Source organism: Sorangium sp. So ce406, from assembly GCF_051474675.1.
Classification (GTDB): domain Bacteria; phylum Myxococcota_A; class Polyangia; order Polyangiales; family Polyangiaceae; genus Sorangium; species Sorangium cellulosum_G.
This window is the reverse complement of the sequence record NZ_CP150340.1, coordinates 6,608,859-6,635,288: the sequence shown is the minus strand read 5'-3', so window position 1 is coordinate 6,635,288 and position 26,430 is coordinate 6,608,859. Positions and strand designations below refer to the sequence as shown.

At 72.5% G+C, this 26,430-nt stretch carries 24 protein-coding genes; 12 read left to right on the top strand and 12 right to left on the bottom strand.

Annotated features, from left to right (window positions below):
* Positions 1-114: 114 nt before the first annotated feature.
* From WME96_RS24435 to WME96_RS24420, 4 genes are all read left to right on the top strand, one after another.
* The gene (locus WME96_RS24435; protein ID WP_437283999.1) at positions 115-1,926 is read left to right on the top strand and encodes a protein kinase domain-containing protein; all 1,812 of its coding nucleotides are present in this window, start codon (positions 115-117) and stop codon (positions 1,924-1,926) included.
* Entirely contained in the window at positions 1,923-3,299 is a 1,377-nt protein-coding gene (locus tag WME96_RS24430) for a sigma 54-interacting transcriptional regulator (protein ID WP_437283998.1), read from the top strand. Before WME96_RS24435 ends, WME96_RS24430 begins: the two co-directional genes overlap by 4 nt.
* A 309-nt stretch (positions 3,300-3,608) precedes the next feature.
* Entirely contained in the window at positions 3,609-4,475 is an 867-nt protein-coding gene (locus tag WME96_RS24425) for a hypothetical protein (RefSeq protein ID WP_437283997.1), read from the top strand.
* A 228-nt stretch (positions 4,476-4,703) separates the two neighbouring features.
* On the top strand, positions 4,704-5,675 hold the full coding sequence (locus WME96_RS24420) for a glycoside hydrolase family 43 protein (RefSeq protein WP_437283996.1): 972 nt from the start codon (positions 4,704-4,706) through the stop codon (positions 5,673-5,675).
* Between the two features lie 212 nt (positions 5,676-5,887).
* Here WME96_RS24420 and WME96_RS24415 read toward each other — a convergent pair whose 3' ends face one another.
* The 5 genes from WME96_RS24415 to WME96_RS24395 all read right to left on the bottom strand — a co-directional run bounded on the left by WME96_RS24415 (position 5,888) and on the right by WME96_RS24395 (position 9,917).
* On the bottom strand, positions 5,888-6,505 hold the full coding sequence (locus tag WME96_RS24415; protein ID WP_437283995.1) for a glutathione S-transferase family protein: 618 nt from the start codon (positions 6,503-6,505) through the stop codon (positions 5,888-5,890).
* 138 nt (positions 6,506-6,643) lie between these two features.
* Positions 6,644-7,414, bottom strand: a complete 771-nt coding sequence (locus WME96_RS24410) for a YkgJ family cysteine cluster protein (RefSeq protein ID WP_437283994.1) — start codon at positions 7,412-7,414, stop codon at positions 6,644-6,646.
* A 6-nt stretch (positions 7,415-7,420) separates the two neighbouring features.
* Positions 7,421-8,104: a uracil-DNA glycosylase gene (gene ung, locus WME96_RS24405; protein WP_437283993.1), complete on the bottom strand. Its 684-nt coding sequence runs from the start codon at positions 8,102-8,104 to the stop codon at positions 7,421-7,423.
* 7 nt (positions 8,105-8,111) lie between these two features.
* Positions 8,112-8,744, bottom strand: a complete 633-nt coding sequence (gene nth / locus WME96_RS24400) for an endonuclease III (protein WP_437283992.1) — start codon at positions 8,742-8,744, stop codon at positions 8,112-8,114.
* Positions 8,745-8,780: 36 nt separating this feature from the next.
* Positions 8,781-9,917, bottom strand: coding sequence for a penicillin-binding transpeptidase domain-containing protein (locus WME96_RS24395; RefSeq protein WP_437283991.1), 1,137 nt, complete (start codon positions 9,915-9,917; stop codon positions 8,781-8,783).
* A 764-nt stretch (positions 9,918-10,681) separates the two neighbouring features.
* Between WME96_RS24395 and WME96_RS24390 the strand changes: the two genes are divergently transcribed.
* Both WME96_RS24390 and WME96_RS24385 read left to right on the top strand, forming a co-directional pair.
* Positions 10,682-13,024 carry an SdrD B-like domain-containing protein gene (locus WME96_RS24390; protein ID WP_437283990.1) on the top strand — a complete coding sequence of 781 codons (2,343 nt, stop codon included), beginning with the start codon at positions 10,682-10,684 and terminating at the stop codon, positions 13,022-13,024.
* A gap of 144 nt (positions 13,025-13,168) precedes the next feature.
* Positions 13,169-13,672, top strand: coding sequence for a hypothetical protein (locus WME96_RS24385; protein ID WP_437283989.1), 504 nt, complete (start codon positions 13,169-13,171; stop codon positions 13,670-13,672).
* Between the two features lie 34 nt (positions 13,673-13,706).
* Here WME96_RS24385 and WME96_RS24380 read toward each other — a convergent pair whose 3' ends face one another.
* Positions 13,707-14,252 (bottom strand): EF-hand domain-containing protein, encoded by a 546-nt coding sequence (locus tag WME96_RS24380; protein WP_437283988.1) that lies wholly within the window; start codon positions 14,250-14,252, stop codon positions 13,707-13,709.
* Positions 14,253-14,469: 217 nt separating this feature from the next.
* Between WME96_RS24380 and WME96_RS24375 the strand changes: the two genes are divergently transcribed.
* Positions 14,470-15,453, top strand: coding sequence for an aldo/keto reductase (locus WME96_RS24375; RefSeq protein ID WP_437283987.1), 984 nt, complete (start codon positions 14,470-14,472; stop codon positions 15,451-15,453).
* Between the two features lie 67 nt (positions 15,454-15,520).
* Here WME96_RS24375 and WME96_RS24370 read toward each other — a convergent pair whose 3' ends face one another.
* Positions 15,521-16,270 (bottom strand): hypothetical protein, encoded by a 750-nt coding sequence (locus tag WME96_RS24370; RefSeq protein WP_437283986.1) that lies wholly within the window; start codon positions 16,268-16,270, stop codon positions 15,521-15,523.
* Positions 16,271-16,504: 234 nt separating this feature from the next.
* Between WME96_RS24370 and WME96_RS24365 the strand changes: the two genes are divergently transcribed.
* The 4 genes from WME96_RS24365 to WME96_RS24350 all read left to right on the top strand — a co-directional run bounded on the left by WME96_RS24365 (position 16,505) and on the right by WME96_RS24350 (position 19,253).
* Positions 16,505-16,996 (top strand): hypothetical protein, encoded by a 492-nt coding sequence (locus WME96_RS24365; RefSeq protein WP_437283985.1) that lies wholly within the window; start codon positions 16,505-16,507, stop codon positions 16,994-16,996.
* Between the two features lie 98 nt (positions 16,997-17,094).
* The gene (locus WME96_RS24360) at positions 17,095-17,976 is read left to right on the top strand and encodes a DUF2391 family protein (RefSeq protein WP_437283984.1); all 882 of its coding nucleotides are present in this window, start codon (positions 17,095-17,097) and stop codon (positions 17,974-17,976) included.
* Positions 17,973-18,404, top strand: coding sequence for a hypothetical protein (locus WME96_RS24355; RefSeq protein WP_437283983.1), 432 nt, complete (start codon positions 17,973-17,975; stop codon positions 18,402-18,404). The genes WME96_RS24360 and WME96_RS24355 overlap by 4 nt, the downstream gene beginning before the upstream one ends.
* 12 nt (positions 18,405-18,416) lie before the next feature.
* Complete coding sequence (locus tag WME96_RS24350; RefSeq protein WP_437283982.1) at positions 18,417-19,253, top strand: class I SAM-dependent methyltransferase; 837 nt, start codon at positions 18,417-18,419, stop codon at positions 19,251-19,253.
* A gap of 100 nt (positions 19,254-19,353) precedes the next feature.
* Here the strand turns inward: WME96_RS24350 and WME96_RS24345 are convergent, their stop codons facing one another.
* From WME96_RS24345 to WME96_RS24335, 3 genes are all read right to left on the bottom strand, one after another.
* Positions 19,354-20,559, bottom strand: a complete 1,206-nt coding sequence (locus tag WME96_RS24345; RefSeq protein ID WP_437283981.1) for a vWA domain-containing protein — start codon at positions 20,557-20,559, stop codon at positions 19,354-19,356.
* Positions 20,560-20,864: 305 nt separating this feature from the next.
* Entirely contained in the window at positions 20,865-22,223 is a 1,359-nt protein-coding gene (locus tag WME96_RS24340) for an AAA family ATPase (RefSeq protein WP_437283980.1), read from the bottom strand.
* A gap of 262 nt (positions 22,224-22,485) precedes the next feature.
* Positions 22,486-23,073, bottom strand: a complete 588-nt coding sequence (locus WME96_RS24335; protein ID WP_437283979.1) for a hypothetical protein — start codon at positions 23,071-23,073, stop codon at positions 22,486-22,488.
* Positions 23,074-23,421: 348 nt separating this feature from the next.
* Here WME96_RS24335 and WME96_RS24330 point away from each other — a divergent pair, with 348 nt between their 5' ends.
* On the top strand, positions 23,422-24,015 hold the full coding sequence (locus tag WME96_RS24330) for a Uma2 family endonuclease (RefSeq protein ID WP_437283978.1): 594 nt from the start codon (positions 23,422-23,424) through the stop codon (positions 24,013-24,015).
* Positions 24,016-24,072: 57 nt separating this feature from the next.
* Here WME96_RS24330 and WME96_RS24325 read toward each other — a convergent pair whose 3' ends face one another.
* Positions 24,073-25,068, bottom strand: coding sequence for a hypothetical protein (locus WME96_RS24325; RefSeq protein WP_437283977.1), 996 nt, complete (start codon positions 25,066-25,068; stop codon positions 24,073-24,075).
* Between the two features lie 158 nt (positions 25,069-25,226).
* The gene (locus WME96_RS24320; RefSeq protein WP_437283976.1) at positions 25,227-26,270 is read right to left on the bottom strand and encodes a hypothetical protein; all 1,044 of its coding nucleotides are present in this window, start codon (positions 26,268-26,270) and stop codon (positions 25,227-25,229) included.
* Positions 26,271-26,430: the final 160 nt, after the last annotated feature.

Below are 26,430 nucleotides of genomic sequence, written 5' to 3'. Positions count from 1 at the left end.
CGCAGGGTGGATTCCACGAGGAACGCGCCGGAAGCTCACGTCTGCGGGGGGCGCCGCTGCCGCCCCTGGATCACCCCTTCTGTTGGCCAGACCGCTGCGGTAACTATGGACTCCGTGCAGCTCCACCCCGGCGTGCGCGTCGACCGCTACACCCTGATCGAGCCCCTTGGCCACGGAGGGCAGGGGGCCGTCTGGAAGGTCCACGACCCGCTCGATGGCAGCCTGCGGGCCCTCAAGCTGTTCTTCCTCGGCGGCCTGGAGACGGGCGCTGCGGAGCGCGCCCGGCGCGAGGCAAGAGCCGTCGCCGGCGCCGTACATCCGGCCCTTATCCCCTGCCGCGCCCTCTTCGAATCGCCTGCGGACGGCGTTGTGGGGCTGGTCTTCGATTTCGTGCGAGGCCAGTCGCTCACAGATGTGGCGACGCGGATGTCGCTCGCTCAGCGCGGCGCCGTGCTGGCCCAGATCGCGGCCGCGCTGGCCCATGTACATGGTCTGGGCCTCTTGCATCGCGATCTGAAGCCGGCCAACGTGCTCGTCACGGACGCGTTCTGGGGCGCCGCGGATGCACCCGGCAGCGTGCGGCTCATCGACTTCGGGATCGCCGCGCCCGCGGGGAACCCGCGGCCGCTGACGGCCACAGGCGCGGTCATCGGCACCGTGCCGTACCTGCCGCCCGAGCTGCTCGCGCCGGGGCGCTGGCTCCCCCTGCGCGAAGGGTTCACCCGCGACGTGTTCGCGTTCGGGGTGCTCGCGGTCGAGCTGCTCTGCGGAGCCCATCCGACCGGGCTCTCCCCGGACGCGCCGGTGGAGGCGTTCGTCGACGCCTATGTCGCGGCGGAGCAAGGACATCGCCCCTGGCCCCCCCGGGTGCCCGACGCCCTCTGGGCCGAGGTGATCCGCGCGTGCCTCGAGATCCAGCCGCGGCGTCGGCCAACGCACGGCGCCGCGCTCCTGGAGAGGCTCGACGCAGCGGCGGCGGCGAACCCCGGGGTTCCGCGCTTCGCGGCGCTGCGCGCGAGCGCGACGGATCCTCACCTCGGCCCGACCGAGCTCCAGGTGCATCCTGGACGAGCCTCCTGGTCCGGACCGCGATCGAGCGATCCACCGCGCACCACGCCGATGCCGTCGCCGCCCTCCGCGGCGCTGCGCCCCTCTGCCCCGACGCTCTCGCCGGCGCCCCCCACGGCCGGGCCGCGGTGGTCTGCGGCGACCCCGGTCCCCGCACCGAGCGTGCGCGTGGAGGCGCCCGTCACGCCCGGAAAGGCCGGTCAGTCGGCGCTCCTCCTGGCAGCGGGGTTGGCGCTCGGGGTCGCTGTCTCCACGGGCGCAGCCATGCTCGCCGGCCGCGCGGAGCCGGAGCCCGAGGAGCAAGTGGCCATGACAGCGCCCGTTGCGCCGGGCGTCGTGTCGGTGCGGCCCGAGCCGATCCAGGTCGCGCCGCCGGAGACACCAGAGGTCACGCCCTGCTGCAGAAAGGCGGGAGACTGCCTCTCCAGGGGGATGGCTTGTCAGTCCGCGCCGTGCGAGGACGCCCCCTTGCCGGATCGTTCCTGGCTGTTGCGGCTCATCGGGGTAGGCCGGCGGCCGGACGTCGAGAGCGGGTTCAGCGAGGACATGTCCAGGACCCACCCGGCCGCTGAAGCCTGCGTGCACCGAAGGTCGACGGGCGAGGAGATCTGTGTCCCGTTCACGCGGGAACCGGGAGCACCGAGCGAGCCCGATCGACTGCCGATCACGACGGCCGAGCTGGTGCGCGGCGACGTCGTCGTCCGGGTGACGGAGGCAGGCGTGCCGCTCTCGCAGGGGGCCGTCGCGTCCAACCACGACTGGCTGAAGAGCGGCGTGCTGTGCCAGGGCCTGTGGCTCTACGTGGGAGAGAAGGCTAGCGCGTCGGTCCGGGTCGCGGTCGCGCTGGACACGGAATGAGGGACGCGCGGCCGGATCGCAAGGGTGCCACCCCCGCCGGTGTTACCGAGGACGGCGCGAGGACCACGCGCCCGCCGCGCGACGTGCCCACGGACGAGCACCGGCCCCCGACCGGCACGCTCGGGGACAGGGGAGCTCCTGCGCTGCTCGCCGCGTTCCCGGCCAACGTCGTCGTGCCCCTGCCGTCCGCCGGGGTCGCCGTGGGGCGGGCGTGGCTCGCGGCGGCGGGCCTCAACGACACGAAGGTCTCGACCAACCACCTTCGTCTCACGCGGGCGGGAGGGCGGCTCCAGGTGGAAGACGTGGGCTCGCGCAACGGGACATGGCTCGACGGCCACCGCCTCCCGGCGCGCGAGCCGGTGCCGCTCGAGGATGGGTCCGTCCTGCGCGTCGGCGAGACCCTCCTCGTCTATCGCGAGACCTACGCCGGGCGAGCCGCGCCGGAGCCGGCGATCGGCGGACTCGCGGGGCCGTGGGGGCTGCGCGCGGCGCGCGAGGAGCTCGACCGGCTCGCCAGGCGGCCCGTGCGCAACGTGCTCATCACGGGGGAGAGCGGGACCGGCAAAGAGATGCTCGCCGAGGCGGTCGTGCAGGCGCTCGGGCGCACGAGGGGGCCTTTCACGCGCGTGAACGTGGCGGGCATCGTCGCGAGCGTGTTCGAGGGGCAGCTCTTCGGCTGGGAGCGCGGCGCGTTCTCGGGGAGCGCCGCGAGCAACCCCGGGCTGCTGCGGGCGAGCGCCGGGGGCGCGGTGTTCCTCGACGAGATCGGGGAGCTGCCGGTCGAGCTGCAACCCAAGCTGCTGCGGGTCCTCGAGAACCAGGAGGTGCTCGCGGTGGGCGCGACGCAGCCGGCGCGCGTGGATATCGCGGTCGTCGCGGCGACCAACCGCCCGCTGGAGGAGGCGGTTCAGCAGGGCAGGTTCCGCCTCGACCTGCTGGCGCGGTTTCCGGTGCGCATCGCGCTGCCGCCGCTGCGGGAGCGACCCGAGGACGTGTTCGCGATCCTGCGGGCGCTCTGGGAGCGCTCGTACGGGCCGCTGGATCTGGCGCGCGTGCGCGTGGACGTCGAGGCGGTGGAGCTCATGATGCTGCACGACTGGCCCGCGAACGCGCGGGGCGTGGATCGGCTGGTCGCGGCGGCAAATCCGGCCACGGGGCTCAAGCTTTCCATCGTGGAGCAGGTGCTCGGCGTGCGCGCGGCGGCCGCTGCAGCGCCGCCGCCGACGCGGGAGGCGATCCTGGAGGCGCTCGAGGCCTGCGGCAACAACCAGGTCCAGGCGGCGAAGCGACTCGGGCTCTCCCGAGCGCAGCTCGTGCGGCGGCTCAGGGCCTTCAGAAACGAGGCCGGCGAGCGGCCATCGCGGAATCGGTGAGCCGCGCGCTGCGTTCCGGTTCGCAGCCCCCACCCGCGAAGCCGGCGCACGGTGCATCGAGCTGCCTCGCGGCTGATCGCGATCACCCGGGCGGCCGCGCGCGCTGAGCGCGATCACCTCGCGGCGCAGGAGCCTGGCTCGGACAGGCCGCCGTCATCGCGCGACCTCGGGCGCCGACCGGATGCCCGCATACCGATGCTCTCCGTGAGACGGTGGCCAGCGACTTGCATTGTCGGCCGGAAGCACATGATAACCCCCACCTCGCGTGCTTCCGCGTCGTCTTCTTTCGTATCGAGCAACTGGCAAGCTGTGCTCGCGGCGATCGCCCTCGCGGTCCTGTCGCTCCTGATCGCGGCGCCGCTCGCGCTCCTCCTCCTGGTCCTCTGGGCTACTGTCCTGGTCGTCGCCAGCGCAGGTCTCCTCGAGGCCACGGGGGGCATGGATCCGCGGGCCTTCCATGCCGTCCTCGATCTCACGGGCGTGGTGATCGCCTTCGCGTCCGGGATGGCCTTTGCAGGCAAGATCGTCGAGATCGGGCAACGCCGATCGAGCGCTGTCGCGAGGACCTCGGCGCCGTGTGCTCCGTGGCTGTTCCGGCACCCATTTGCGGGGCTAGGCTGCGCGCTGCTGATCGTCGATCTCGTCCTCTTGCCGCTCGCCTACGCGGGCGTCATCACGGCGCCGAGCTCGATCCGTGGCGCAGGCGTCATCGGGGGAGCAGCGCTGCTGCTGATCCTCGCGGCTTGCGCGCTCTTCGGGGCATGGTGGAGGGCGACGCGCGCGCTCTGGGCCGGCGCGCGACGATCCCCGTTCTTCGCGGGCGCCGTGACGGCGTGCGGCCTCGTCGCCGTCGTCAGCGCTTACTTCCTCGCGAGCGCTGCTCTCGGCCTCTCCTCTGCTCTCGAGCGTGAAGGCTCGTCGCCCGGATCTGCGTCTCTGGCAGGCTTGCGGCTCGTCGAGGCTTGCCCCGCGGGTGAACCACGAGCTCCGGCTGGCGGCGCTCGACGTCCACCGAGGCATGCGCAGCGTGCGCAGGCTCTTGCGGCAGCTCACCAGGACGGTGGTCCAGCCGACCGGTGTGCTCCGCGCTCGCTGGAGACGGCCGCCACCTGGTCGCGCGCTGCCACGACCTTCCACGGGGTGATCCCAGACCCAGCGGCGCAGACGTGTTCCTGACGGACGACGTGGAGCACGCCCCCGCACCTCATCGGCGTACCCCTCGAACGGCGGTGGCCCCTGCTACCAGGTTGGATTAGAGTCGCGCCCCGATGCACCCCCGAGCCGCCCCCGAGCCGCCGCGGCACCCGCGGCGCCGGCGCGGCGGCCGCGCATCGCGCTGGCTCCTCGCCGCCGGCACGTGACCGGCGCCTGTGATCTGATCAACGCACCACCCCACGGAACACCATGTCGCGACCGAAGCCCCTGGTCTCCCATATCTTCACCGCGGACCCGCGCGCCCACGTCTTCGAGGGCCGCGTGTTCATCTACCCGTCGCACGATGTCGAGTCGGGCGTCCCCGAGAACGACAACGGGGACCACTTCGACATGCGGGACTACCACGTCCTCTCCATGGGGAGCATCCCCGGCGAGGTGACGGACCACGGGGTGGCGCTCGACGTCAAGGACATCCCCTGGGCGGGGCGGCAGCTCTGGTCCGGTGACGCGGCGTACAAGAACGGCACCTACTATCTCTACTTCCCGCTCAAGGACCGGAACGACGTCTTCCGCACCGGGGTCGCCACCAGCAAGCGGCCCGAGGGGCCCTTCAAGCCGGAGCCCGAGCCCATGAGGGGCAGCTACAGCATCGACTGCTCCACCTTCCAGGACGACGACGGCGCGCACTACATGTACTTCGGCGGCATCTGGGGCGGGCAGCTGCAACGCTGGCGGCGCGGGGAGTACGACCCCACCGTGCCGCCCGAGCCCACGGAGCCGAAGCCCGCCATCGGCCCGCGCGTCGCGCGCCTGAGCGACGACATGCTCCAGTACGGCGAGACGCCGCGCGAGATTCGCATCCTGGACGAGAACGGCGAGCCCATCCTGCAGACGGACCACGAGCGCCGCTTCTTCGAGGCGCCGTGGATGCACAAGCACAACGGCAAGTACTACCTGTCGTACTCCACCGGCGACACCCACCTGCTTGTCTACGCCACGGGCGATAACCCGTACGGCCCCTTCACGTACCAGGGCGTCGTGCTCACCCCCGTGCTCGGGTGGACGACGCACCACTCCATCGTGGAGTTCGAGGGCAAGTGGTGGCTCTTCTATCACGACTGCGAGCTCTCCGGCGGCAAGACGCACCTGCGCAACATCAAGGTCACGGAGCTCAGCCACCGGCCCGACGGCTCCATCGTGACGATCGACGGCAGCGTGTGAGTCGTCCGGCAGGGGCGGCCAGCCGCGGTGCTCGCCGGTGACGCGGTGGCTCCCGGCTGGCCCTCTGCCTTCGTTGCCGCTCCCGGCGCCGGAGACGCGCGCGCGTCCCCGGCGCCGCGGGCTACCTGGCTCGCCGGCGCCGCGAGCTACCTGGCTCGCCGGCGCCGAGGGCTACCTGGCTCGCCGGCCTGAACGAGCCAGGGCGACGGCGATCAGGACGAGACCTTCTGCCACGACGGCCGCGCGCTGATGCGCTTCCACCAGGCCGCGACGTTCGGCCGATCGGTGATGAGCTCACCGACCTTCGAGACCACGAGGCACTGGAGGTACGGCATCCACGCGATGTCGGCCAGCGAGAAGCTCGATCCGGCGAGGTACTCCTGGCCGGCGAGCGCCCTGTCGGCCACGTCGAGCGCGCGCGCGATCTCGCCGCTGGACGCCTGGACGACCGACTCGTCGCTCTGCTGGCCGCGCATCGGGTGGATGAAGCGCTGGAAGAGGATCTTCACCGCAGGCGTGGAGATATACGACTGCTCCACGCTGAGCCACTGATCCATGAGCGCCCTGGCCCTGAGCTCGGTCGGCGTCAGCGACGCGCCCGGGAGCTTCTGGTCCAGGTAACGCATGATCGCCCGCGACTCGTACAACGTGAAGTCCTCGTCCTCGAGCGCCGGGATCACGCCGAAGGGGTTGCGCGCGAGGTGCTCGGGCGTCTTCTGCTCGCCCTTCATCAGGTCGACGAGCACGAACTGCGCCTCATGGCCCTTCTCGGCGAGCACCGTCATCACCTTGCGCGTACACGTGCTCATGGGATGTCCGTAGAGCTTCATGCGAGACTCCTTTCGTAGGTCGTTGTCGAGGGTTGCTTCGTGAGACGCCGACCGGCGGCGATCTCTGCGGCGCGCCAGAGTAAACGGATTTGCCGGCCCGCCAACGCCAGATCGCGTCCGCCGGGCCGCGGCGCGCGATCACGCCTCGCGCCGCCGGTCCTCCTGCCACTCGGCGTCGCGGGCCGCGGCGAAGACAGGGAGGCGCGCGAGCCACCGCTCGCCGGCGTTCGGGCGCTCGAGCGCGATGCGCAGCGCCGCGATGAGCTCGAGCGGGGCGGCGTCGAGGCCCTGCTCCTTCGCGGCCCAGCCCAGCCCGGCGAGGACGGCGTTCGCGACCTCGTAGCTCGGGCGGTGCATGGGCGCCGTGGGGACGGCCGCGGGCGCGGCGAAGTGGCGCTCGCACGCGGCCGCGTCCAGGGAGTTCCAGCCCGCGCACACGATCGGTCGTACGGCGTGGATCGAGCAGGCGCCGCGCTCGTCGAGGAGCGGGCAGGGGACCCGCGCCTCGGCGCGCTCGAGGCGGGTGAGGCCGCGCGTCGCGGCGTCGGCGGCGCGGACGCGCTCCTCCAGCGCGGCGAGCTCCGCCGCGGGCCGCGTGGCGCGCAGGTGCGCGGCGATGCGGAGCACCTCCGGCGCCAGCACGAGCACCTTGCTCACGCAGCAGGTCGCGCACCCGGCCCGGCACGCGATCGGCCGCCCGGGCGGCTCGGCGGCCACCGCGGCCTCCTCGAGCGCCTCGGCGCGCGCGAGCGCCGCGCCCGCGGCCGCCACGGCGCCCGCGCAGCCGCCCGCGCGCCGGCCGAGCGAGAGCCCGAGCGCCGCGCGCTCGCCGTCGGCGATGCCCTCGAGGACGGCCGGGGTGTACCGCGTCGGCGGGGCGAGCGGCAGGGCGCGCTTCTGCCGGCGCACCGCGCGCTACCCGAGCTCCGGGAGCCGCCAGTCGATCTCGTCCGCCCCGCGGGCGCGGAGCGCGGCGTTGATCGACGAGAACGGCTTGCTGCCGAAGAAGCCGCTCCTCGCCGACAGCGGCGAGGGGTGCGCCGCCTTGATGATCGTGTGGCGGCGCGCGTCGATGAGCTTCGCCTTCTTCTGCGCGTGGCCGCCCCAGAGCACGAACACCACCCCGTCGGGCCGGTCGTTGACCTTCCTGATCACGGCGTCAGTGAACGTCTCCCAGCCCTGGTTCTTGTGCGAGTTCGGCGTGTGCGCGCGGACGGTGAGCACGGTGTTCAGCAGCAGCACGCCCTGGCTGGCCCACGCGGTGAGGCAGCCGTGGCCCGGGATCGTGAAGCCCGGGACGTCGACGAGCGCCTCCTTGTACATGTTGGCGAGCGACGGCGGCGGCGGGACGCCCGGGCGCACCGAGAAGCACAGCCCGTGGGCCTGCCCCTCGTCGTGGTACGGGTCCTGGCCGAGCAGCAGCACGCGGACGCGCTCGTACGGCGTGAGCCGGAACGCGGCGAAGACGTCCTCCTCGGCCGGGAAGACCCGGTGCGCCTTGCGCTCTTCCTCGAGGAAGCGCGTGAGCCGCTGGAAATAGGGCTGATCGAGCTCTCCGGCGAGCTCGGCGTGCCACGAGGCGGGCAGATCGTTCGTCATCGCGCGCTCACACTCCTTCCTTCGGGCAGAGCGCGCTCATGCGGCACTCCGCGCATTTCGGCTTCCGGGCGACGCAGGTGTAGCGGCCGTGCAGGACCATGGCCGGGCCGAAGAAGGTCCATTGCTCCCTGGGCACGATCCGCATCAGGTCCTCCTCGATCTGCTCGGGCTTCTCGCGCTTCGAGAGGCCCATGCGCCCGCTGAGGCGCGCGACGTGCGTGTCGACGATGATCCCCGAGGGGAGGTCGAACGCCGTGTTGAGCACGACGTTCGCCGTCTTCCTGGCCACGCCCGGCAGCGACGTGAGCTCGTCCATGGTCCGGGGCACCTCGCCGCCGAAGCGCTCGACGAGCGCCTGACAGGCGGCCTTCACGGTCTTCGTCTTCTGGCGGTAGAAGCCGGTGGGCTTGAGCTCCTCTTCGAGCACCTCGGTCGGGGCGTCGGCGTACGCCTGCGCCGACGGGTACTTCTTGAAGAGCGTGGCGGTCACCCGGTTGACGCGCTCGTCCGTGCACTGCGCGGCCAGGATGGTCGCGACGAGCAGGTCGAGCGGCGTCTCCCAGTCGAGCTCGTAGCGGGCGTCGGGGTACTCCTCGCGCAGGTGCTGGAGGATGCGGGGGATGCGGTCTCGGGCGCTCATGCGGTCGCCCAGGGTAGCCCAGGCCGGCGCCGCCCGTCACCGCCGCCGGGCGACGGGCCCCGGCCGCCTGCGGCCGAAGTAGGTCTCGAGGAGCTCGCGGCCGACGAGGTTCGCCTTGGTGCGCCAGGTGATGTCGTTGGCCAGCATGACGGAGACGGCGATCTCGGGGCGATTGGACGGCGCGAACGACGCGAACCAGGAGAACATGCGCGACGGGCTCCCGCCGACCAGCGTGCCGGTCTTGGCGGCGACGGGCATCGACCCGAGGGCGCGGGTGCCGTCCGGCTTGCGGAACGCCTTGGCGCACGTGCCCCGGCGCGTCGTGACCTCGAGCATCGACCGGAGGGTGCGCGCGACGTCGGCCCGCAGGCCGCGGCCGTCGGTGCTGCGCGTCGCGGACGCGGCCTCGCGGGCCTGCGCGCCCGGCGGCGCGAGCAGCGAGAAGCGGACGCGCTCGCCGTCGTTGGCGATGGTCTGCATCGCGAACAGGGCGCCGAGCGGGCTGAGCTTGCCGCTCCAGAAGCCCGCGGCGGCGCGGGCGAGGCCGAGGGAGTCGGCCGGGACCTGGGCGGCGCTCGGCGCGACGGGGATGTCGATGGGGACCTCGCCGTCGAAGCCGAGGTCGCGGGCCGTCTGGCGCAGGTCGGCGGGCGTGAGGTGCTGGCCGGCGAGGCGGGCGAACACGCCGTTGATGCTGCGGCCGAGCGCCTCGCCGAAGACGGTGCAGGTGTCGCCGCGCCCCTGGAGGTCTTGCGCGCGGATCGCGCTCATGCCGCCCGTGTAGCAGACGGGCGTCGCGACGTTGACCTTGCGGCCCTCGAGGAGCGCCGCTGCGGTGACGATCTTGAAGAGGCTCGCGCTCGGGGCGACGGGCGTCGCGACGTAGTCCCGGTCGCCGCGGCTCGCCCAGACGAGGATGCGGCCGGTGCGGACGTCGGAGGCCACGATGGCGCCCTCGGGCGCGCCGGAGCGGGCGAGGAGGCGCTCGGCGGCGCGCTGGAGCTCGGGGTCGAGCGTGAGGCGCACCTGCTTGCCCGCCGCGCCGACGGTGGCGTGGACCGCGCCGCCCTCGACGTGGAGCTTTCGGACGCCCGGCGGGGCCGGAGATGCTGCCGCCGGCGCGAGCCACACGGCGGCCGCGGCGGCGAGCGCGAGGTGGAGACGCGAACGCACCCGGGGCTGATGCCAGGGCGGGCGCGCGTGGGCCAAGTTCCGCGCAGCGCCGGGGTCGACGCGAACGCCACGCGCAGGATCGAGGACCACGCGGCGCCCCGGTGTCCGTCCTTGATGGGACATACCGTCGAATTTTACAAGATGGGTAGGGCAGCAATGCACGTGTCCTGGACCAGCGCGTGTCCACCCAACTGCCTTGGTCGTCTGCATCCCGCGCAAGAAAAAGATCTGGACATTCGAAGTGCGGATTCATTATCTTGAAAAATGGTCCTGTGCGCATTCAGCATCAAATTGGGGCCAACCTCGTTGTACTCGATCTGGTTCTGTTGAGCTCCGAGCGACGCTGACCGCTGCCGCGTGCAGCGGTCGGTGCTGAGTGCGCCGTGATCCCGCTCGGCCACAGCGCTCCTTTCCATGGAGCGTGAAGGCCCGAGGCGAGGTACCCAGAAACGTCAACGCGTCACCACGTGGCCACGTGGCCGCGAATCGTCCGTGGCGCGATGTCTGTTTCTGGGGGTGTCCCTCGCAAATGTCTGGACAGTTCCGTAATCGTGTTGTTAGTTGGATACTGGACCTGTGCGCATCCGCTCTCCGATCTGAGCTGACGCCTCGCGCACCTGATTGGAACGTGATCAGTCCGCGGGGCGCGGTCCGACCGGAGCCCATGAAACCGACCTTCGCCTGACCCGCGTGTCATGGCGCATTCGGCTCGGATGACGCTCCATCGTGGTTCGATCCCAGCAAGGACCTCAAAGGAGCCACCCATGAAGCAGATAACCGTCGCCTCCTCCGCCGCTCTCGCCACGCTGCTCATCAGCGCATCTGCCCTCGCCACCACCGCCGCGCCGACGCCCACGTGCACCGTGATCCAGCGGGGCGTCCTCGGGGACGTCTACAACGCCGAGATCTGGAGCCTCGCCCCGAGCTATCACGTCCCGACCCCCTTCGAGGTGAACACGGGGTACTCCAGCACGGTCGGCGAGAAACGAGCCCTGTTCGGCTTCGAGCTCGGCGCCATCCCCGCGAGCTCGCTCATCACCTCGGCCAGGTTCTATGTCCTGACCTACAGCAGCACGACGCAGATCGTCCGCGCCCACCGGGTGCTCGCCCCCTGGACCGAGGACGACGTCACCTGGAACAACCTGGGCGGCATCGATCCGACGTCCTTCACGTCGTTCCAGTCCGGCGGCTCGGCCTGGCGCGAGCTCGATCTCACCGAGCTGGTCCAGGAGTGGGTGAGCGGCGTCTCGCCCGCTCACGGGATCCTCCTCGAGGAGGACGAGTACGGCAAGACCTCGTACAGGGGCAGCGCGCACACGGACATGTCCCAGCGCCCTTTCCTCGAGGTCTGCTACACGACGCCGAAGGGCTCGATCGGCGACAAGGTGTGGTTCGACGCGAACGCCGACGGCCTCGAGGACGCCTCCGAGCTCGGCATCTCCGGCGTCGTCGTCGACCTCTTCGTCGATGGGAACTGCGACGGATCCGCCGATGGATCCCCGATCGGGACGACAGCGACCGACGCCAACGGGTTCTATCGTTTCGGCGAGCTCGAGGCGGGCTGTTACGCCGTCGCCGTCGATGACGCGACGCTGCCGCTCGGGCACCTCCTGACCACCGACGACGAGCCGATCGCCGTGTCGCTCGACGCGGGGGAGAACGTGACCGACGCCGACTTCGGCTACGTGACGTACTCGTCGATCGGCGACACGGTCTGGCTCGACAGCGACGCCGACGGGCTCTACGAGCCCGAAACCGGCGAGCTCGGCGTCAACGGCGTCCTCGTCGAGCTGTACCACGACGGCGTCCTCCTCGACTCCACCGTCACCGGCGACAGCCCCTACAGCGGCCAGCCCGGTTTCTACCTCTTCGACTCGCTCCCCGCGGGCGCCTACTCGGTGGTCATCACCGCCGACAACTTCATGGAGAGCGGTCCGCTCGCCGGACAGGAGCCGTCGGCCGATCCCGACGGCGGGCTCGACAACACGGGCAACGTCTCGCTCGGCTGGGCCCAGGACCTGCTCGACGCGGACTTCGGTTACCAGCTCTCCTGCGGCAACGGCGTCTGCGGCGGCGACGAGAGCTGCTCGACCTGCGCCGTCGACTGCGGCGTCTGCCCGCCGCTCTGCGGCAACGGCGCCTGCGAGATCGGCGAGGACTGCGGGAGCTGCAGCGCCGATTGCGACGTCTGCGCGCCCGTCTGCGGCGACGGCACCTGCGACCCGAGCGAGAGCTGCGGGAGCTGCAGCGCCGACTGCGGCGCCTGCCCGCCCGTGTGCGGCGACGGCGCCTGCGAGGCCGGTGAGGACTGCGGCACCTGCTCGGACGACTGCGGCGCTTGCCCCGCGGTCTGCGGCAACAACGCCTGCGAGAACGGCGAGGACTGCGCGAACTGCGCCGGCGACTGCGGCGCTTGCCCCGCGGCCTGCGGCAACGACGTCTGCGAGGCCGGCGAGAACTGCCTCGAGTGCCCGAGCGACTGCGGCATCTGCCCGCCGGTCTGCGGCAGCGGCGTCTGCGAGGTCGGCGAGACCTGCGGGAGCTGCGCGGCCGACTGCGGCGCGTGCCCGCCGGTCTGCGGCGACGGCGTCTGCAAGGCGGGCGTCGAGGACTGCTCGAGCTGCGCGGCCGACTGCGGCGCTTGCCAGTGCGCGTCCCCCGGCACCGGCACCCCCGGCTACTGGAAGAACCACCCGAACGCGTGGAAGGTCTCGAAGCTGACCATCGGCGGCAAGACGTACACGAAGGCTCAGCTCCTCGACATCATCAGCCGTCCGACCCGGGGCGACGTCACGTACATCCTCGCGAAGCACCTCATCGTCGCCAAGCTCAACGTCGGTATCGGCAACCAGTCGAGCTGCATCGAGCGCACCATCGCCGCGGCGGATGAGTGGCTCCGGCGCAACCGCCTTGGCAGCAACGTCAGGGACAGCCGCTGCAACTCGCCGTGGACGACCGGGGAGCCGCTCGCCGAGAAGCTCGACGCGTACAACAACGGTCGACTCTGCGCGCCCCACCGCGATGACGTCGATTGTGGCGGCGGCGACCACGGCGGTCACCACGGCCACAACGGCCACCACCACGACCACAGCTGCCGCGGTCGGTAAGACCCCGCGCCGCCTCGCCGCCGGGGTCTCCCCCCGGCGGCGGGGTCCTTCGCCCGGACCGGGACGACGCGTTCGTCGTCCGCGCTGCGCCCGTGCGCGCTATGGTGTCGACTCCCGGCCGGGGCCGGGGGTCCCCTGTTGCCCATGCCGCCGACCCGCCTGCTGCGCAGCGCCGAGATCCCCCAGGCCGACAACCTCGCGAACGTGCGGCGCGTGCTCGACGCGCTCGCGGCAGGGGTGGCCGCGAAGGAGCAGATCGCGGAGCAGACGGGCATCTCCCTGCGCCACGTCGGCTATGCGCTCGCGGCCGCGCGCGTGCTCGGGTGGCTCGGCGACGACGACGCCTCGATCACGCCCGCCGGGCGCGCGTTGCTCGCCGCCCCGGCCGGCACCCCCGACGAGCGGGCGCACCTGCGGCGCGCGATCTTCGCGTGCGACGTCGTGAAGGAGGTCGCGCCCGATCTCTTCGAGCCGGCGGCGCCCACCCCCTCCGCGCTCGCGCGGCGCATCTTCCGCTTCACCGCGGGCATCGGCAAGGAGACGGCGCGCCGGCGCGCGCAGACGCTGCTCGCCTGGCGGAAGCAGGTGCTGGAGCAGCAACTGCCCCTCTTCCCCGGGCGCTCGCGGAAGCGCGGCGTGAGCGGCTGATCTCGCCGGCCCGCGCCGCGCGTCCGCCCGGGGGCTACCGCGCCGCCGGCTGCTTGCGCGGCTGCTTGTGGGCGCCGCGCGCCGCGCGCAGCTCGTCCGCGGTCAGCTTGTTGTCGCGGTTCGCGTCCGCCGCCTTGATCCGCTCCCAGCGCTCCTCGCCCACCTCGTCCCGGGTGAGGAAGCCGTCGCGGTTCTTGTCCTTCCGGGCGAAGCGCTCCTTCTGCTTCGCCTCGCGCGCCTTCTTGTGCTGCTCGGCGTGCGCCTTGAGCTCCTCGGCCGACAGCGCGCCGTCCTTGTTCGTGTCCGCCGTGGCCAGCCGCTTCTGCGCCTTCTCCGGCAGCTCCGAGACGGCCAGCTTGCCGTCCCCGTTCTTGTCGAAGCGCTTGATCATGCGGGCCGGATCCCTGGGGCGGTGCTCGCGGCGCGCGTCCTTGTCGTGGCGCGGCGCCGCCGTGCCCTCCGCGCCGCCCGCGGCGTAGGCCGCTCCGCCGCCGGCGAGCACGGCCGCCGAGAGGAAGGTGCCGAGGACGAGGCGACGGATCGCGCTGCGGGCGGTGTTCGAGAAGAGGGGGCGGTTCATCTTGGTCGTGCTCCTTGGTGCAAGGGCCAGCCTGTTCTTGCCGGCTTCTGGTGGTGAGACGCGCCCCGGCCGGCCCTCCCTACGCGCCTCTCGAATTTTTTCTGGAGCGGGCGCCCCGCTGCTCTGCCCGCCCCCTTGCTTCGAGCGCGCTCCGACTCTTACGGTGGCCCGCGTCGAAGCGCCGCCGCCCCTCGCTGCGGCGCCCAGGAGGCACACCATGCACACGCGCAAGCTCGGTCCTCTCCAGGTCTCCGCCCTCGGTCTCGGCTGCATGGGCATGAGCGATTTCTACGGCGACCGCGACGAGGCCGAGTCGATCGCGACGATCCATCGCGCGATCGAGCTCGGCGTCACGCTGCTCGACACCGCGGACATGTACGGGCCCTTCACGAACGAGGAGCTCGTCGGCCGCGCCATCGAGGGCCGGCTCGATCGCGTCGTCCTCGCCACCAAGTGCGGCGTCGTCCGCGATCCCAGCGACCCCAACGTCCGCGGCATCAATGGCTCGCCGGAGTACATCCGCAAGGCCTGCGACGCGAGCTTGCGGCGCCTGCGCGTCGACGTGATCGACCTGTACCAGCTCCACCGCGTCGACGCGAAGACGCCGATCGAGGACAGCGTCGGCGCGATGGCGGACCTCGTGAAGGCCGGCAAGGTGCGCGCGATCGGCCTCTCGGAGGCGGGCTCGGCGACGCTCCGGCGCGCCCACGCGGTGCACCCGCTCGCGTCGGTGCAGACCGAGTACTCGCTCTGGACGCGCGACCCCGAGGACGACGTGCTCGCCACGTGCCGCGAGCTCGGCATCGGCTTCCTCGCCTACAGCCCCCTCGGCCGCGGCTTCCTCACGGGGCAGATCAAGCGGTTCGAGGACCTCGCGCCGGACGACTACCGCCGCATCTCGCCGCGCTTCCAGGGCGAGAACTTCCAGCGGAACCTCGATCTCGTCGCGAAGGTGGAGGACATCGCGCGCGAGAAGGGCGTGAAGGCGTCGCAGCTCGCGCTCGCGTGGGTGCTCGCGCAGGGGGAGTTCATCGTCCCGATCCCCGGCACGAAGCGGCGCAGCTACCTCGAGGAGAACGTCGCCGCGGCGTCGATCGCGCTCACCCAGGGCGACCTGCGGCGCCTCGACGAGGTGATGCCGAAGGGCGCGGCCGCCGGCCTCCGGTATCCGGAGCCCGGCATGACGCTCGTGAACCGGTGATCGCCGCGCCCTGACGAGCGCCCGCGCCCTGAAGAGCGCCCGCGCCCTGAAGAGCGCCCGCGGCCCGTCATGCCACCGCCGCTTCCGGCACCCCCGGCTGCCGGAGGACGCGCAGGGGGCCCTCGGACGAGACAAGGCCCGCGAGCGCCGGGTCGGTCATGATCTCCAGGATGTCGCGCTCGGCGCCGTCCACCGTGCACCGCCGGCGCACGAGCCGGACGACCTGCGAGTAGTCCACGTGATCCAGGTCGTGCGCGAGCCCGGGCGGCTGCCACAGCGCGTGCTGGCCGTGCCGGTGGGCGGCCTTCGGATCGTACCAGCCGTAGTTCGCGGCCCGGTCGCGGCTCCCGGCGAGGCGGTTCGTGAGCACCCAGTGCTTGCCGACGTTCTCGATGAGCCCGGCGCGCCCGGCGACCCGCTCCTCGACGCGGCGGTGGTGCTCCAGCATGCGTGACGTGTTCGCCATCGTCGGGTCCGGGGCGCCGATGCACGGCGGGATCCGCACGCTGGCCTGCTCCCAGACGAGGTCGCAGAGGCGCGTCGTCAGCATCGCGCACTCGAGCAGATCCGCGAGGCGCTGCGTCGTCCGCGCGGAGGCGTTGATCCGGACGGAGTCCTCCGCGTCGCCCACGCGGAGCGCGTCCGCGCTCACGAGGAAGGTCGCGCGGTGCTCGCCGTGCTCGCTGTGCACCGGCGCCCAGCAGATGGGCGCCAGCAGGCCGCCCTGCGCCGCCTCGAGGACGGCGTCCTCGCGCGCCGCGCAGGCGCGCTCGGGGAGGCGTGCGACCCAGTCCGTGCCTCGTACGACCTCTGCCATGCTGCCCCCGGCGAGCGCGCCCCGGTCGGCCGCGGTCGTCGCGGCGCTGTCCGATGGGCGTCGTGAGCTGATCGGCTCGCCCGTTCATTGTGTGGAGGGCGCCGGATCGCCGCAAGTCGCGCGGCGCAGGGCTGTCGCGGGCGCGGTGACGTCGCTCGCGCCGCGCGGCCGTCGCCCTCGCCCGCACCTCGGCTCCGCTTTGCGCAGCTCGGTCGCCAGCCCTAAGCTCCGCCCATGTCGCCCCTGGAGAGCCGGTCCTCGTCGCGTCACCCCAGGCCGTTCCGGGCTTTCCGCCTCCTCCTCGTCGCTTGCGCCGCCCTGGCCGCGCCGGCCGCCGGCTGCGGCTCCGGCGGCGCGCAGGGCTCCGGCGGGGCCGCCGCCGAGATCGCCTCGATCGACGCGCGCCTGCGCGGCACGTTCCGGCTCGTCCGCTTCGACCCCGAGGTGCCGCTCGAGCCGATGCTCGCGTCGATGCTCGAGTTCCAGTACGCGCACCTGGTCATCCGCTTCGACGGCCAGCGCATCCTCGGCGACTCGCCCGGCCTCCACGTCGACCGCGCCTACGAGATCCGCGAGCCCGCGTGGAACCGGTTCAAGATCATCTCCTACGACGAGGCGGGGCTCGCTTACGAGGCGGTGTGCGAGTTCTCCGGCGAGAAGGAGCTCATCGTCTACGCGCAGACGCCGCCCTGGAAGGGCGTGGCCACGCTTCGACGGGCGCAGTAGCGGCGCGTGCGCCGTAGCGGGCGAGCCGCCGCGCCCGCGTCGCCCGCGTCGCGCGGCCGACCGGCTGGCCGGAGATGGTGTACAAGGGGCGGCGCGACGTGGCCGAACCGAGACCGCAGCAGGAGAGCGATCCGCACGGGTGGCGCCGGGAGGCGAAGGACCTCACCGGGGCGATCGCCGGCGGGGCGATCGTGGGGATGCCCCTGCTGTACACGATGGAGATGTGGTTCCACGGGATGATGCTCCCGGCGTGGCACCTCGGGGGGATCCTTGCGTTGACGCTCGTCGTGACCTTCCTGTGCTCGCTCGAGTCCGGCTTCCGGAACGAGGACACGCTCTTCGGCACCGCCATGGAAACCGTGACGTCGGTCGGGATCGGGATCGCCCTCTCGGCCGCGATCCTGGCGCTCATCGGCGAGATCACCCTCGACCGCGCGCCGCGCGAGATCGTCGGCAAGATCATCCTGCAGGCGGCCGCGGTGAGCCTCGGGGTGGCGTTCGCGAACGCGCAGGTCCGGGACAAGTCTCGCACCGGGGATGATGAGGAAGCGGAGAAGCCCCCGGCGGGAGATCCGGAGGCGCTGCAGCTCAGGGCGGATCTGCGGGACTTTTCGGCCGCGGCCGCGGGCTCGCTGCTGTTCACGCTGAACATCGCCTCGACGGAGGAGGTCGTGCTGATCGCGTCGCGGCTCTCGCCCTGGCGGCAGCTCGCGATCCTCGGGGTGAGCGTGGTGCTGTGCTACGTCATCCTGTTCGCCTCGGGGTTCGAGCGGCACGAGGTGTACGTCAAGAGCCTGTTTCAGAGCCGGGGGTTCGAGACGCTGATGACGTGCGCCGTGTCGCTGCTGGTCGCGCTGGCGCTGCTCGGCCTGGTCGGGGAGCGCGAGGCGACGAGCGATCTGCCCACGCTGGTGGCCAGCGTGGTCACCCTCGGCCTGCCGGCGATCGTCGGCGGCGCGGCGGGGAGGCTGGTGGTGTGAGCGAGGCGCGAGGGCAGGGGAAGGGCGCCGGCGAGGGCCGGCGGGTCGGAAGGCGCCTGGCCGAGTGGGTCTCCGTCGCGGTCAGCGCGGCGTTGATCCTCGGCCTGGTCGTGTTCCTTGTGTACGAGGGGCTGACGGGCTCCCGGGGCTCGGTCGTGCCGGAGGTCCGGGCGCTGCCCGATCGGGCCGAGCAGCACGGCGACGTGTGGGTCTTGCCGGTCCGGGTGAAGAACCAGGGCAGGCAGATGCTGGGCGACCTCGGCGTGGAGCTCCGGTACACGCCGCCGGGAGCCCCGCAGCCGGAGCGCGTCGAGGCGACGATCGACTACCTCGGCAAGCGATCCGAGCAGGAGGTGTACTTCTATGTGCCGGGCGATCCGCGCGGCATGTCCATCGAAGCGCGGGCGCTGCACTTCCAGGTGAAGTGAAGGGATCGCGCCATGGATGCCGCCGCCCTCTCGCCGAACGAGCGCTTCCTGCTCGATTTTCACCGGTCCCATGCCGGGGCGACCTCCGAGTTCTTCGGCCCCGCTCGGACGCCTGAAGGCGGCGACTCGTACGACCGGCTCGCCGCCGTCGTCCCCGAGGGGGACGAAGCCGTCGTGCTCGACCTGGGCTGCGGCGATGGCCTGCTGCTCGAACGGATCCGCCAGCGCCGCGGATCGTGTGCGAGGCTGATCGGGCTCGACATGTCCGCAGACGAGCTGGCCGCCGCTGCGCGACGGCTCGGGCCGGAGCTCCGGCTGCTCAACGAGCGCGCCCAGGCGATCCCGCTCCCACCTGCGTCCGTCGACGTGGTGCTCAGCCACATGGCGCTGATGCTCATGGGCGATCCGGCGAGCGTGATCGCCGAGATCCACCGCGTGCTGCGGCCGGGGGGCGTCTTCTCGGCGATCGTGGACGGAGGACCCGCGCCGACCGAAGGCTTTGCGTGCTTCGTCGAGGCGTTGCGCCGGACCTATCGCGCGACGGGTCGACAGCCGCTCCAGCTCGTCCATCCCGCCTTCGCGTCGCAGCAGGCATTGCTGGCCCATCTCGGCGAGGCCGCGGGGTTCTCGGACGCGCGCGTGGAGGAGCTGGCCGTGTCCCGACGGGAGCCTCCAGCGCGGCTCTGGGAGCTGATGCTCCTGACCTACGACATGGTCTATCTCTCCCCCGGAGAGGTCGAGCGCGTGCGTCGTGATTTCCTGGACGCCGTCGAGGCGCTCCGGGACGCCGAGGGCCTGGTCGGGTGCTCCATCGGCCTGCGCCAGTTCACGGCCCGGAAGCGCGGATGAGCTGTCTCCGGGCGAAGCGTGCCCGGAGGGTCGAGAAGAGGCGTCGTCCGAGGCGATCCGGGCCAGCGCGTGTGAATGCCGCGCCTCGATCTGCCTCGCCCTACCGCCGCGGCTTCCGCTCCAGCCACGCGCGCTCGCCCCACGGGCACGCGAACTCGAGCGGCTTCGTCAGGATCCAGAGCACCGGCAGCGGCGGCGGGGCCGGCGGCGTGGGCCCCGCGCCGTCCGTGAAATAGATCACGCCGGAGACCCTCCGCGCCGCCAGGAACTCCGGCGCGAACACAGGCCGCAGGTCGGTCCCGCCGCGGCCGGCCACGTCGCCGAGCCGCCCCTCGAAGGCGTACACGCGCGCCACCTCCGTGTCGCACTCGGCCACGGTGATGCGCGCGACCTCGCTCATCGCCTGGAGCTGCCGGGCGATCTCCTCCAGCTCCTCGCGGCGCATGCTCATCGACGTGTCGATCGCCACGAGCACCGACGGCTTCGCGATCGCCCGGGGCGCGTACGTCCTGCCGGGCACCTCGCCCACGCGGCCCGGGAAGCGCCGGTTGGGCCTCGCGTACGTGTGCACCGGCGCGCGCTCCCTCGCCACGAACATCCGCAGCGCGGTCTTCCAGTCGAGGGGGTGCGCGCGCGGGCCGAGCACGTCGGTGAGCTCCTCGATGAGCCGGCCCGGCGTCTTGCCCGCGAGCAGCAGGCCGGGCAGGTCCACGGGGTCGCCGTCGCCAGCGAGCTCGCTCGCCTCCTCGGCGGCGCGCAGCAGGAGCTGCCGCGTCTGCTCCACCGCCCCCGGCTCGCGCGACGGGCGGCGGAGCACGCGGTGGTCGTCGACCGCCTCGCCGCCCCGCTGCGGGAGTTTGCCTTCCCGCGCGGCGCCAACGAGCAGGTCGTAGCGCTCGAGCGTGCTCTGGCCGCCGCGCAGGCCGATCGCGGCGTACGGCTGCCAGCGGATCGGGTCGGGCAGCGGCTCCTCGATGTACTCGTTGGCCGACATCTCGAGGGCGAGGTCCATCAGCTCGGGCTCGTCCGCGCCCGCGAACTTCGGGTGGCAGAGGTGCCCGAGCGCCACGTGATGCACCTCGTGCAGGAGCACGCCCCGCAGGAACACGGGCTCGCTCATGAACGACTCCACGTTGACGTGGAGGAAGAAGCGGCCCTCGAACATCGAGACCGCCATGCGCTTCACCGACGGATCCGCGACCGGCGCGAGCCGCGCGAGGATCGCCGCGTAGCAGGGGTACCGCTCCAGGAACCCCGGATCGCGCACGAAGGCGTCGAGCCACGCCGCGAGCGCGTCCTCGGCCACCTCGCCGCGCCCCGCGGTCTCAGGCGCCGGTTTCGCCGTTCCCGGGCCGGGATCGCCGCCCCCCCGCGCCGGTTTCGCCGTTCCCGGCCCCGGATCGCCGCCCCCCCGCGCCGGTTTCGCCATTCCCGGCCCCGGATCGCCGCCCCCCCGCGCCGGTTTCGCCATTCCGGGGCCGGGATCGCCGCCCCCTCGCGCCGGTTTCGCCATTCCCGGGCCGGGATCGCCGCCCCCCCGCGCCGGTTTCGCCGTTCCCGGGCGCGGATCGTCGCCTCCCGCCGGCTTCGCGGCGTCCCTGCCGCTGCCCCTCATTGCGGCCGGATCGGCGTGACGCCGTGCTTCTTCAGCGCCCCCGCCAGCCGCAGCGCCCAGCGCTCGGGGAGCTGCGCAAGGAGCTGCCCGAGGCACGCCCGCGCCACGTTGCTCCGCCGCACCTCCACGAGCTTCGCCTGCTGCGCGAGGTGCGCCGACAGCGCCGTCACCACGAGGCCGATCCGGTGCTGCCGCAGCGGGTCGGCGCGCCACGCGAGCACCTTCTGCTCGGCGGCGCTGCCCGCGTAGTTCTGGAGCAGCTCCTCGGGCCGGACGTCCACGAGCTGCGTCGCCGTCGCGTTGCCGCCGAGCGCCTCCTGCAGGCGCTCGCGGTGGTCGCCCGGCAGGTCCCCGAGCAGCGCCTCGAAGGCGGCCAGCGACAGCTTCCGCTGCGCCGCCAGCACGCCGACCTCGGGCCCCTCGAGCAGCGGCGCGAGCCGCGTTGTCACCTCGTCGAAGCGGTCGGTCTCCCCGCGCTCCCGCGCCGCGCGCAGCGTCTTCCCCGCCGGTGAGGTCGGGCCATAGTCGGCGAGCAGCGCGCGCAGATCGAACGGCAGCTTCGTCGACCAGGACTCCTTCGACGCGAGCAGGAGCTCGACCCAGCTCGGGGGCAGGTAGCCGCCGAGCGCGTCGCGCAGCAGCACGCCGTCCGCGAGCTCCTCGGGGCGGAGCGCGCCGAGCACGTGCGACGCGTACGTCCACGTGCGCGGCGGCACGTCCTCCAGGATGCGCTCGTGCGCCTGCGCCAGCGCGACAACGCCCGGGTGGATCCCGTTCTCCTGCGCCCAGGCGAGCCACGACGCGCGGTCCGCGCGCACGCTCAGGTTGAGGAACCTCGCCCGGAGCGCGCGATCGAGCGGCGTCACCTGGTAGTCGGCGGACTCGGGGTTCACGGCGGCGAAGCACACCCAGCCCGCGGGCAGCTCGTACTCGTGCAGCCGCCGCGCGCTGAGGAGCTGGAGCGCCGGCTGCTGGATGTACCGCTCCGCGCGGTTGAGCTCCTCGAGCATCAGGATGCCGGCGCCGTCCTGGGGCAGCACCGAGGGCGCCGCGTACGCGGTCCGGTTGTCCCGGATGACGGGCAGGCCCACGAGGTCGGGCGGCTCGAGGAGGCTCAGGTCGAGCACGACGGTGGCGATGCCGAGCCGCTCGGCGAGCTGCCGGACGAGCTCGCTCTTGCCGATCCCCGTGGGCCCCTCGAGCAGCACCGCGCGCCGGGCGCGGTAGGCGAGCTCGAGCACGGCCTCGAGCCGCGGTCCGACCGGGATGGGCGCGGATCGCCCTTCGAGGAGGCTGGGTGAAGTCGCCGCGGCCGGCCTGCCCGGCGCGTTGCCATCGGTTCTGGGCTTCGTCACGTGGCGTCGGTAGGGGAGGTGCGGCGCGGGAGGCGCGAAGAAAAAACGCCGCGGCCCGGGGCCGAGCGGTGCTCGGCGTTCCGTGCCCGGCGGGCCTTCGGCGTTCTTGCTGCCGGGTTGACCCGAGCTCTAGCAGCCGGTGCGCGGCCTGTCATTCGCCGGCGGCGAGATAGGCGGCTGCGCGCTCCGGCGTCGAGGACGCGGCTCGAGCGCCGAGGACGCGCGCAGGCGCCGAGGACGCGCGCAGGCGCCGAGGATACGCTCAGGCGCCGAGGAGCAGCCCCAGGGTGGTCGCGAGCGCGGCGTCGCTCCACGACGACAGCCCGCGGGGCAGCAGGACGGTCACCTGGTGAGGCTGGCCTCCGCAGCTCCGCGCCCCCTCGTAGTACCGTCCCGATCGGGTGAGCTCGTAGCTGCAGCGCCCGATCACGCCGGTGAGCTGTCGCTCGTCCAGCCGGTAGTCGGAGAGGGCGCCGGCCACGAGGCCGCGCGCGCGGAGCCCCGTCTCTGCCCGGGTCACCGAGAGCTCCAGCGGCATGCCGCCCACGACGCCGGTCGCGCCCTGGCCGGTCGCGGTGACGCTCACCGCCTGGTTGAACGCGACGCCCCGGACTGCCAGCCCGCCGCGCCCGCTGTCCGGTGGGTACACACCCACGTTGACGTCCGGCCCGAGGACGCGCCCCGGCTCGAACTCCGCGCTGACGAGCTCGCCCGTGGCGGTGAGCAGGATGAACTCGCCCGGCCCCGCCGCCCCGAAGATGTCCTCGCGAGCAGGGGAGTCGGCGGCCGGCGCCGGCCCGCACGCGGCGCCGAGCGAGAGCGAGAGACAGAGCACAGGGAGCAGCCTCATCCGCATCGCAACACCTCCGCGCCGCGCCAACGCTCCCAACATGACACCTGCGGCGCCAGCGCGGTAGATGCGTGCGATCAGCTTGGAAGCCCGGAAATCAACGCAAAGGCGCAAAGACGCAAAGACGCAAAAAAGAGATCTTTTCTTTGCGTCTTTGCGTCTTTGCGCCTTTGCGTTAAATTCTCGCTCTCTCTTCGCCTTTTTCGATCCGGTTGTCGCTCTGGAGCAGAGCTGAGGAGAGGAGGGGAGCGATGGACCACGTTGTCCCGGAGGCGCTGTCGCGCGGCGCCGACGTCGCCGGGCAGGGCCCGGTTTCGCGTGGGGTCCCGCCGTGGTACCCTGCAGCGCATGTCGACCTCCGCGGGCCGGGTCCCTCCGCGTGCGAGCGCCGCGGACCTGCTCGCCATCCCGGAGGACCAGCGCTACCACGAGATCATCGGCGGCGAGCTGGTCCGGAAGGCCACCCCGACCGGTGAGCACGGCGGGACCCAGGCGGCCCTCACCGGCGTCCTCTTCGACCCCTTCAACCGCCGCCCCGGCGGTCGCCGCCCCGGCGGCTGGTGGTTGCTCACCGAGGTGGAGATCGAGCTGGAGCCCGCGGAGGTCTACCGCCCGGACATCCTCGGCTTTCGCCGCGAGCGCGTCCCGGAGCGCCCGAGGGGCAACCCGTTGCGCGTGCGACCCGACTGGATCTGCGAGGTGCTGTCGTCCACCAACGCGCGCAACGACACCGTGAAGAAGATGCGCGTCTACCACCGCTGCGAGATCCCGCATTACTGGATCCTCGATCCCAGGGAGGAGACGCTGAGCGTCTATCGATGGACCCGCGATGGCTACTTGACCGCGCTGCTCGCGGAGCGCGGGGAGCGCGTCCGGGCGGAGCCGTTCGACGCCCTCGAGCTCTCGGTCGGCGTGCTCTTCGGCGACGACGCCGAGGACTGACGCGCTCGTCCCTGGCAGGCCGATCGGCGCGCGCGGCCGGAGCCGCGCGGCCGGCCCTCAGCGCGGCTGCTCGATCGGGGCGCAGGTCGACACGCCCGCTCCGACGATGCGGAAGCCGATGTTGGTCATGTAGGCCGTGTCGATCGACCCGTCGGAGGGGCGATAGCGGCTCACGTTCGTCGTCCGCGACGCGGACTGCGGGGCGGTGTAGAAATAGAAGTCGCCGCCCCAGAACGAGAACGCCCACGCGCTCGGGGTCTCGATGCCTGGCAGGGGCGTCGCCTCGATGATGTCGCCGGTCTCCTTGTCGATCTCGGCGAGCTGGACCGGCGAGGTGGTGAAGAAGCCGAAGAGGCGCCCGTCGCCGGTGCCGGTGAGCTCCGCCGACTGGCCGCGCAGCGAGCCGCTGAACTCGCCGACCGGCGTCACCGACGTGCCGTCGATCCTCCCGAGCCCGATCCCCGGCATGCTCGTGGTGCCGGCCACGAAGAGCTGCTCCGCCTCCGGGCGCGAGAGGTCGCTCGAGAAGCCCATGCCGAGCCGGGACCAGCTGCGCGAGAGCGAGGCCCCGGTGGGCTCGCAGCTCGCGTCCTCGGTGCTGACCTTGAACAGCGTCCCGGCGCTGTCGTCGCCATAGACGTAGTTGACCCACGCCACCGCGTCGCGGTCCACCGCCATCGAGTTCGGATCCATGTCGGTCTGACAACCCAGGACACCGATCCTCGTGAACTCCTTGCGATCGGGCCTGAAGCTGTAGAGCTCGTTGTCCTGTGAGAGCACGTACACGAGCTCCGCCCGCTCGATGCACCCGCTCTCGCCTTCCCCGCTCTCCCCGCTCCCGCTGCCCGCGCCGGCCCCGCCGGTCCCGGCGCCGCTGCCGAACACGTCGCCCTCGCCGCCCGCGCCGCCCCCGGGCTCGCCGCTCGCGCCGCTCCCGGTGTCGCTCCCGCCCCCCGGGCGCGGGCGGTTGTCCGTGGCGGACGAGCCACCGTCGGACGCGCTGCAGCCGCTCGCCGCGAGCGCCATCCAGAAGCACCATCGTGCGATTCGCATATCCGCTCTCCCTTTCGCGTGATTCGGTCTTATAGCGCGCGAAGCGCGCGCCCGGGTACCCGAAGTCACGCCTTTCTTCGGACGGTCGCCGCGCGCTCTGCGAGGGACGCAGGCGCACGCCCGTGTCACGCGATGAGCCTCCGCGGCGGGCGGAGTCATCAGGGCACAGCGATGACCTCGTCCGACTGGCAGCAGAAAAACGACGCTCCCTCCGGCGTCACCTCCCCGATGGCGACTCCGCCCGTCGGAGCGCATGAGCCCGGCTCGTCCTTGATCCACACGGCATCCATGCTCTCGATCCGCAGGTCCGGCCCCGCGACGCACTTCGGCCCCGCCAGCGTCACCGTCTCTGCGCCGAGGAGCTGTCCGCACGACGCGTCCTCGTGGACCGACACGAGCGCCGTGCAGGCGCTGTCTTCGAGCGGTCCGCACCCGCACGGCGTGCAGCTCCGCGTGTCGTCGAAGCCCTGGTAGAGCTCGCGCAGATCCGGGTACTCCTCAGGGCACCTGGGCGCGCCGGAGCGGAGATAGCGAATGCACATCGCGAAGCCCGTCGGCAACGGCATGGGCGCCGCCACGCACATCTTGCCGGGCTCTCTGCACGTGTACTTGTCCGCGGAGCCCGCGCAGCCGCGCGCCCGGACGCTCCACGGCGCGGGCAGCTCGGGCAGCGCCCCTGCGGGATCGAGCGCCGGCGCGCAGCCGCTCACCGTCGGCGCCTCGATGCGCAGCGAGCCGAGCTCGCCCGAGCTCACCGCCGCCGGCGCCGTGCACGCGCCGCTCCACCCCTCGGGCGCGTCGAACGACGTGGGCGCCGTCCCGTCGCACGCCGCCGAGGCGCTCCCCGTCAGCCCCCGCGGCAGCTCGCACGAGGGGTCGGTGCACCGGCACGTCGGGCAGACGTGCTCGGCGCCGAAGCCGCCGTACCCGTCGAACACGAGGAATGGCGCCTCCGCCGGGCACTCCGGCACAGGCGCCTCCTCGGCCGCGTCGCTCGTCCAGAGCACGATGGGATCGTCGAACCCGAGGGGCGGCAGGGGCAGACAGCCGCCCTCGCACACGGCGCACGGGTCGTCGCACTCGTAGAGATCCAGCCCGTAGCACGGGTCGTCGCACGAATAGAGCTGGATGACGCCGCCGCTCCAGCAGCCCGCGAAGCTCCCGGCGACGGCGAGCGCGATCACGATCGGGTACCTCTTCATGGTCATGGCCTTCTCTGGAGTTGTCTCGGTCCGGCTCTCCGACACGGTGTCGCCGCGCCGCCCTGATCTCCCGGCGCCGCCTCCCGGACCTCTCCCCGTGCTCCGCCGCGCCGGCGCGGCGACCCGACCAGAGCGCGCGACGCCAGCGTCGATCCGGAGC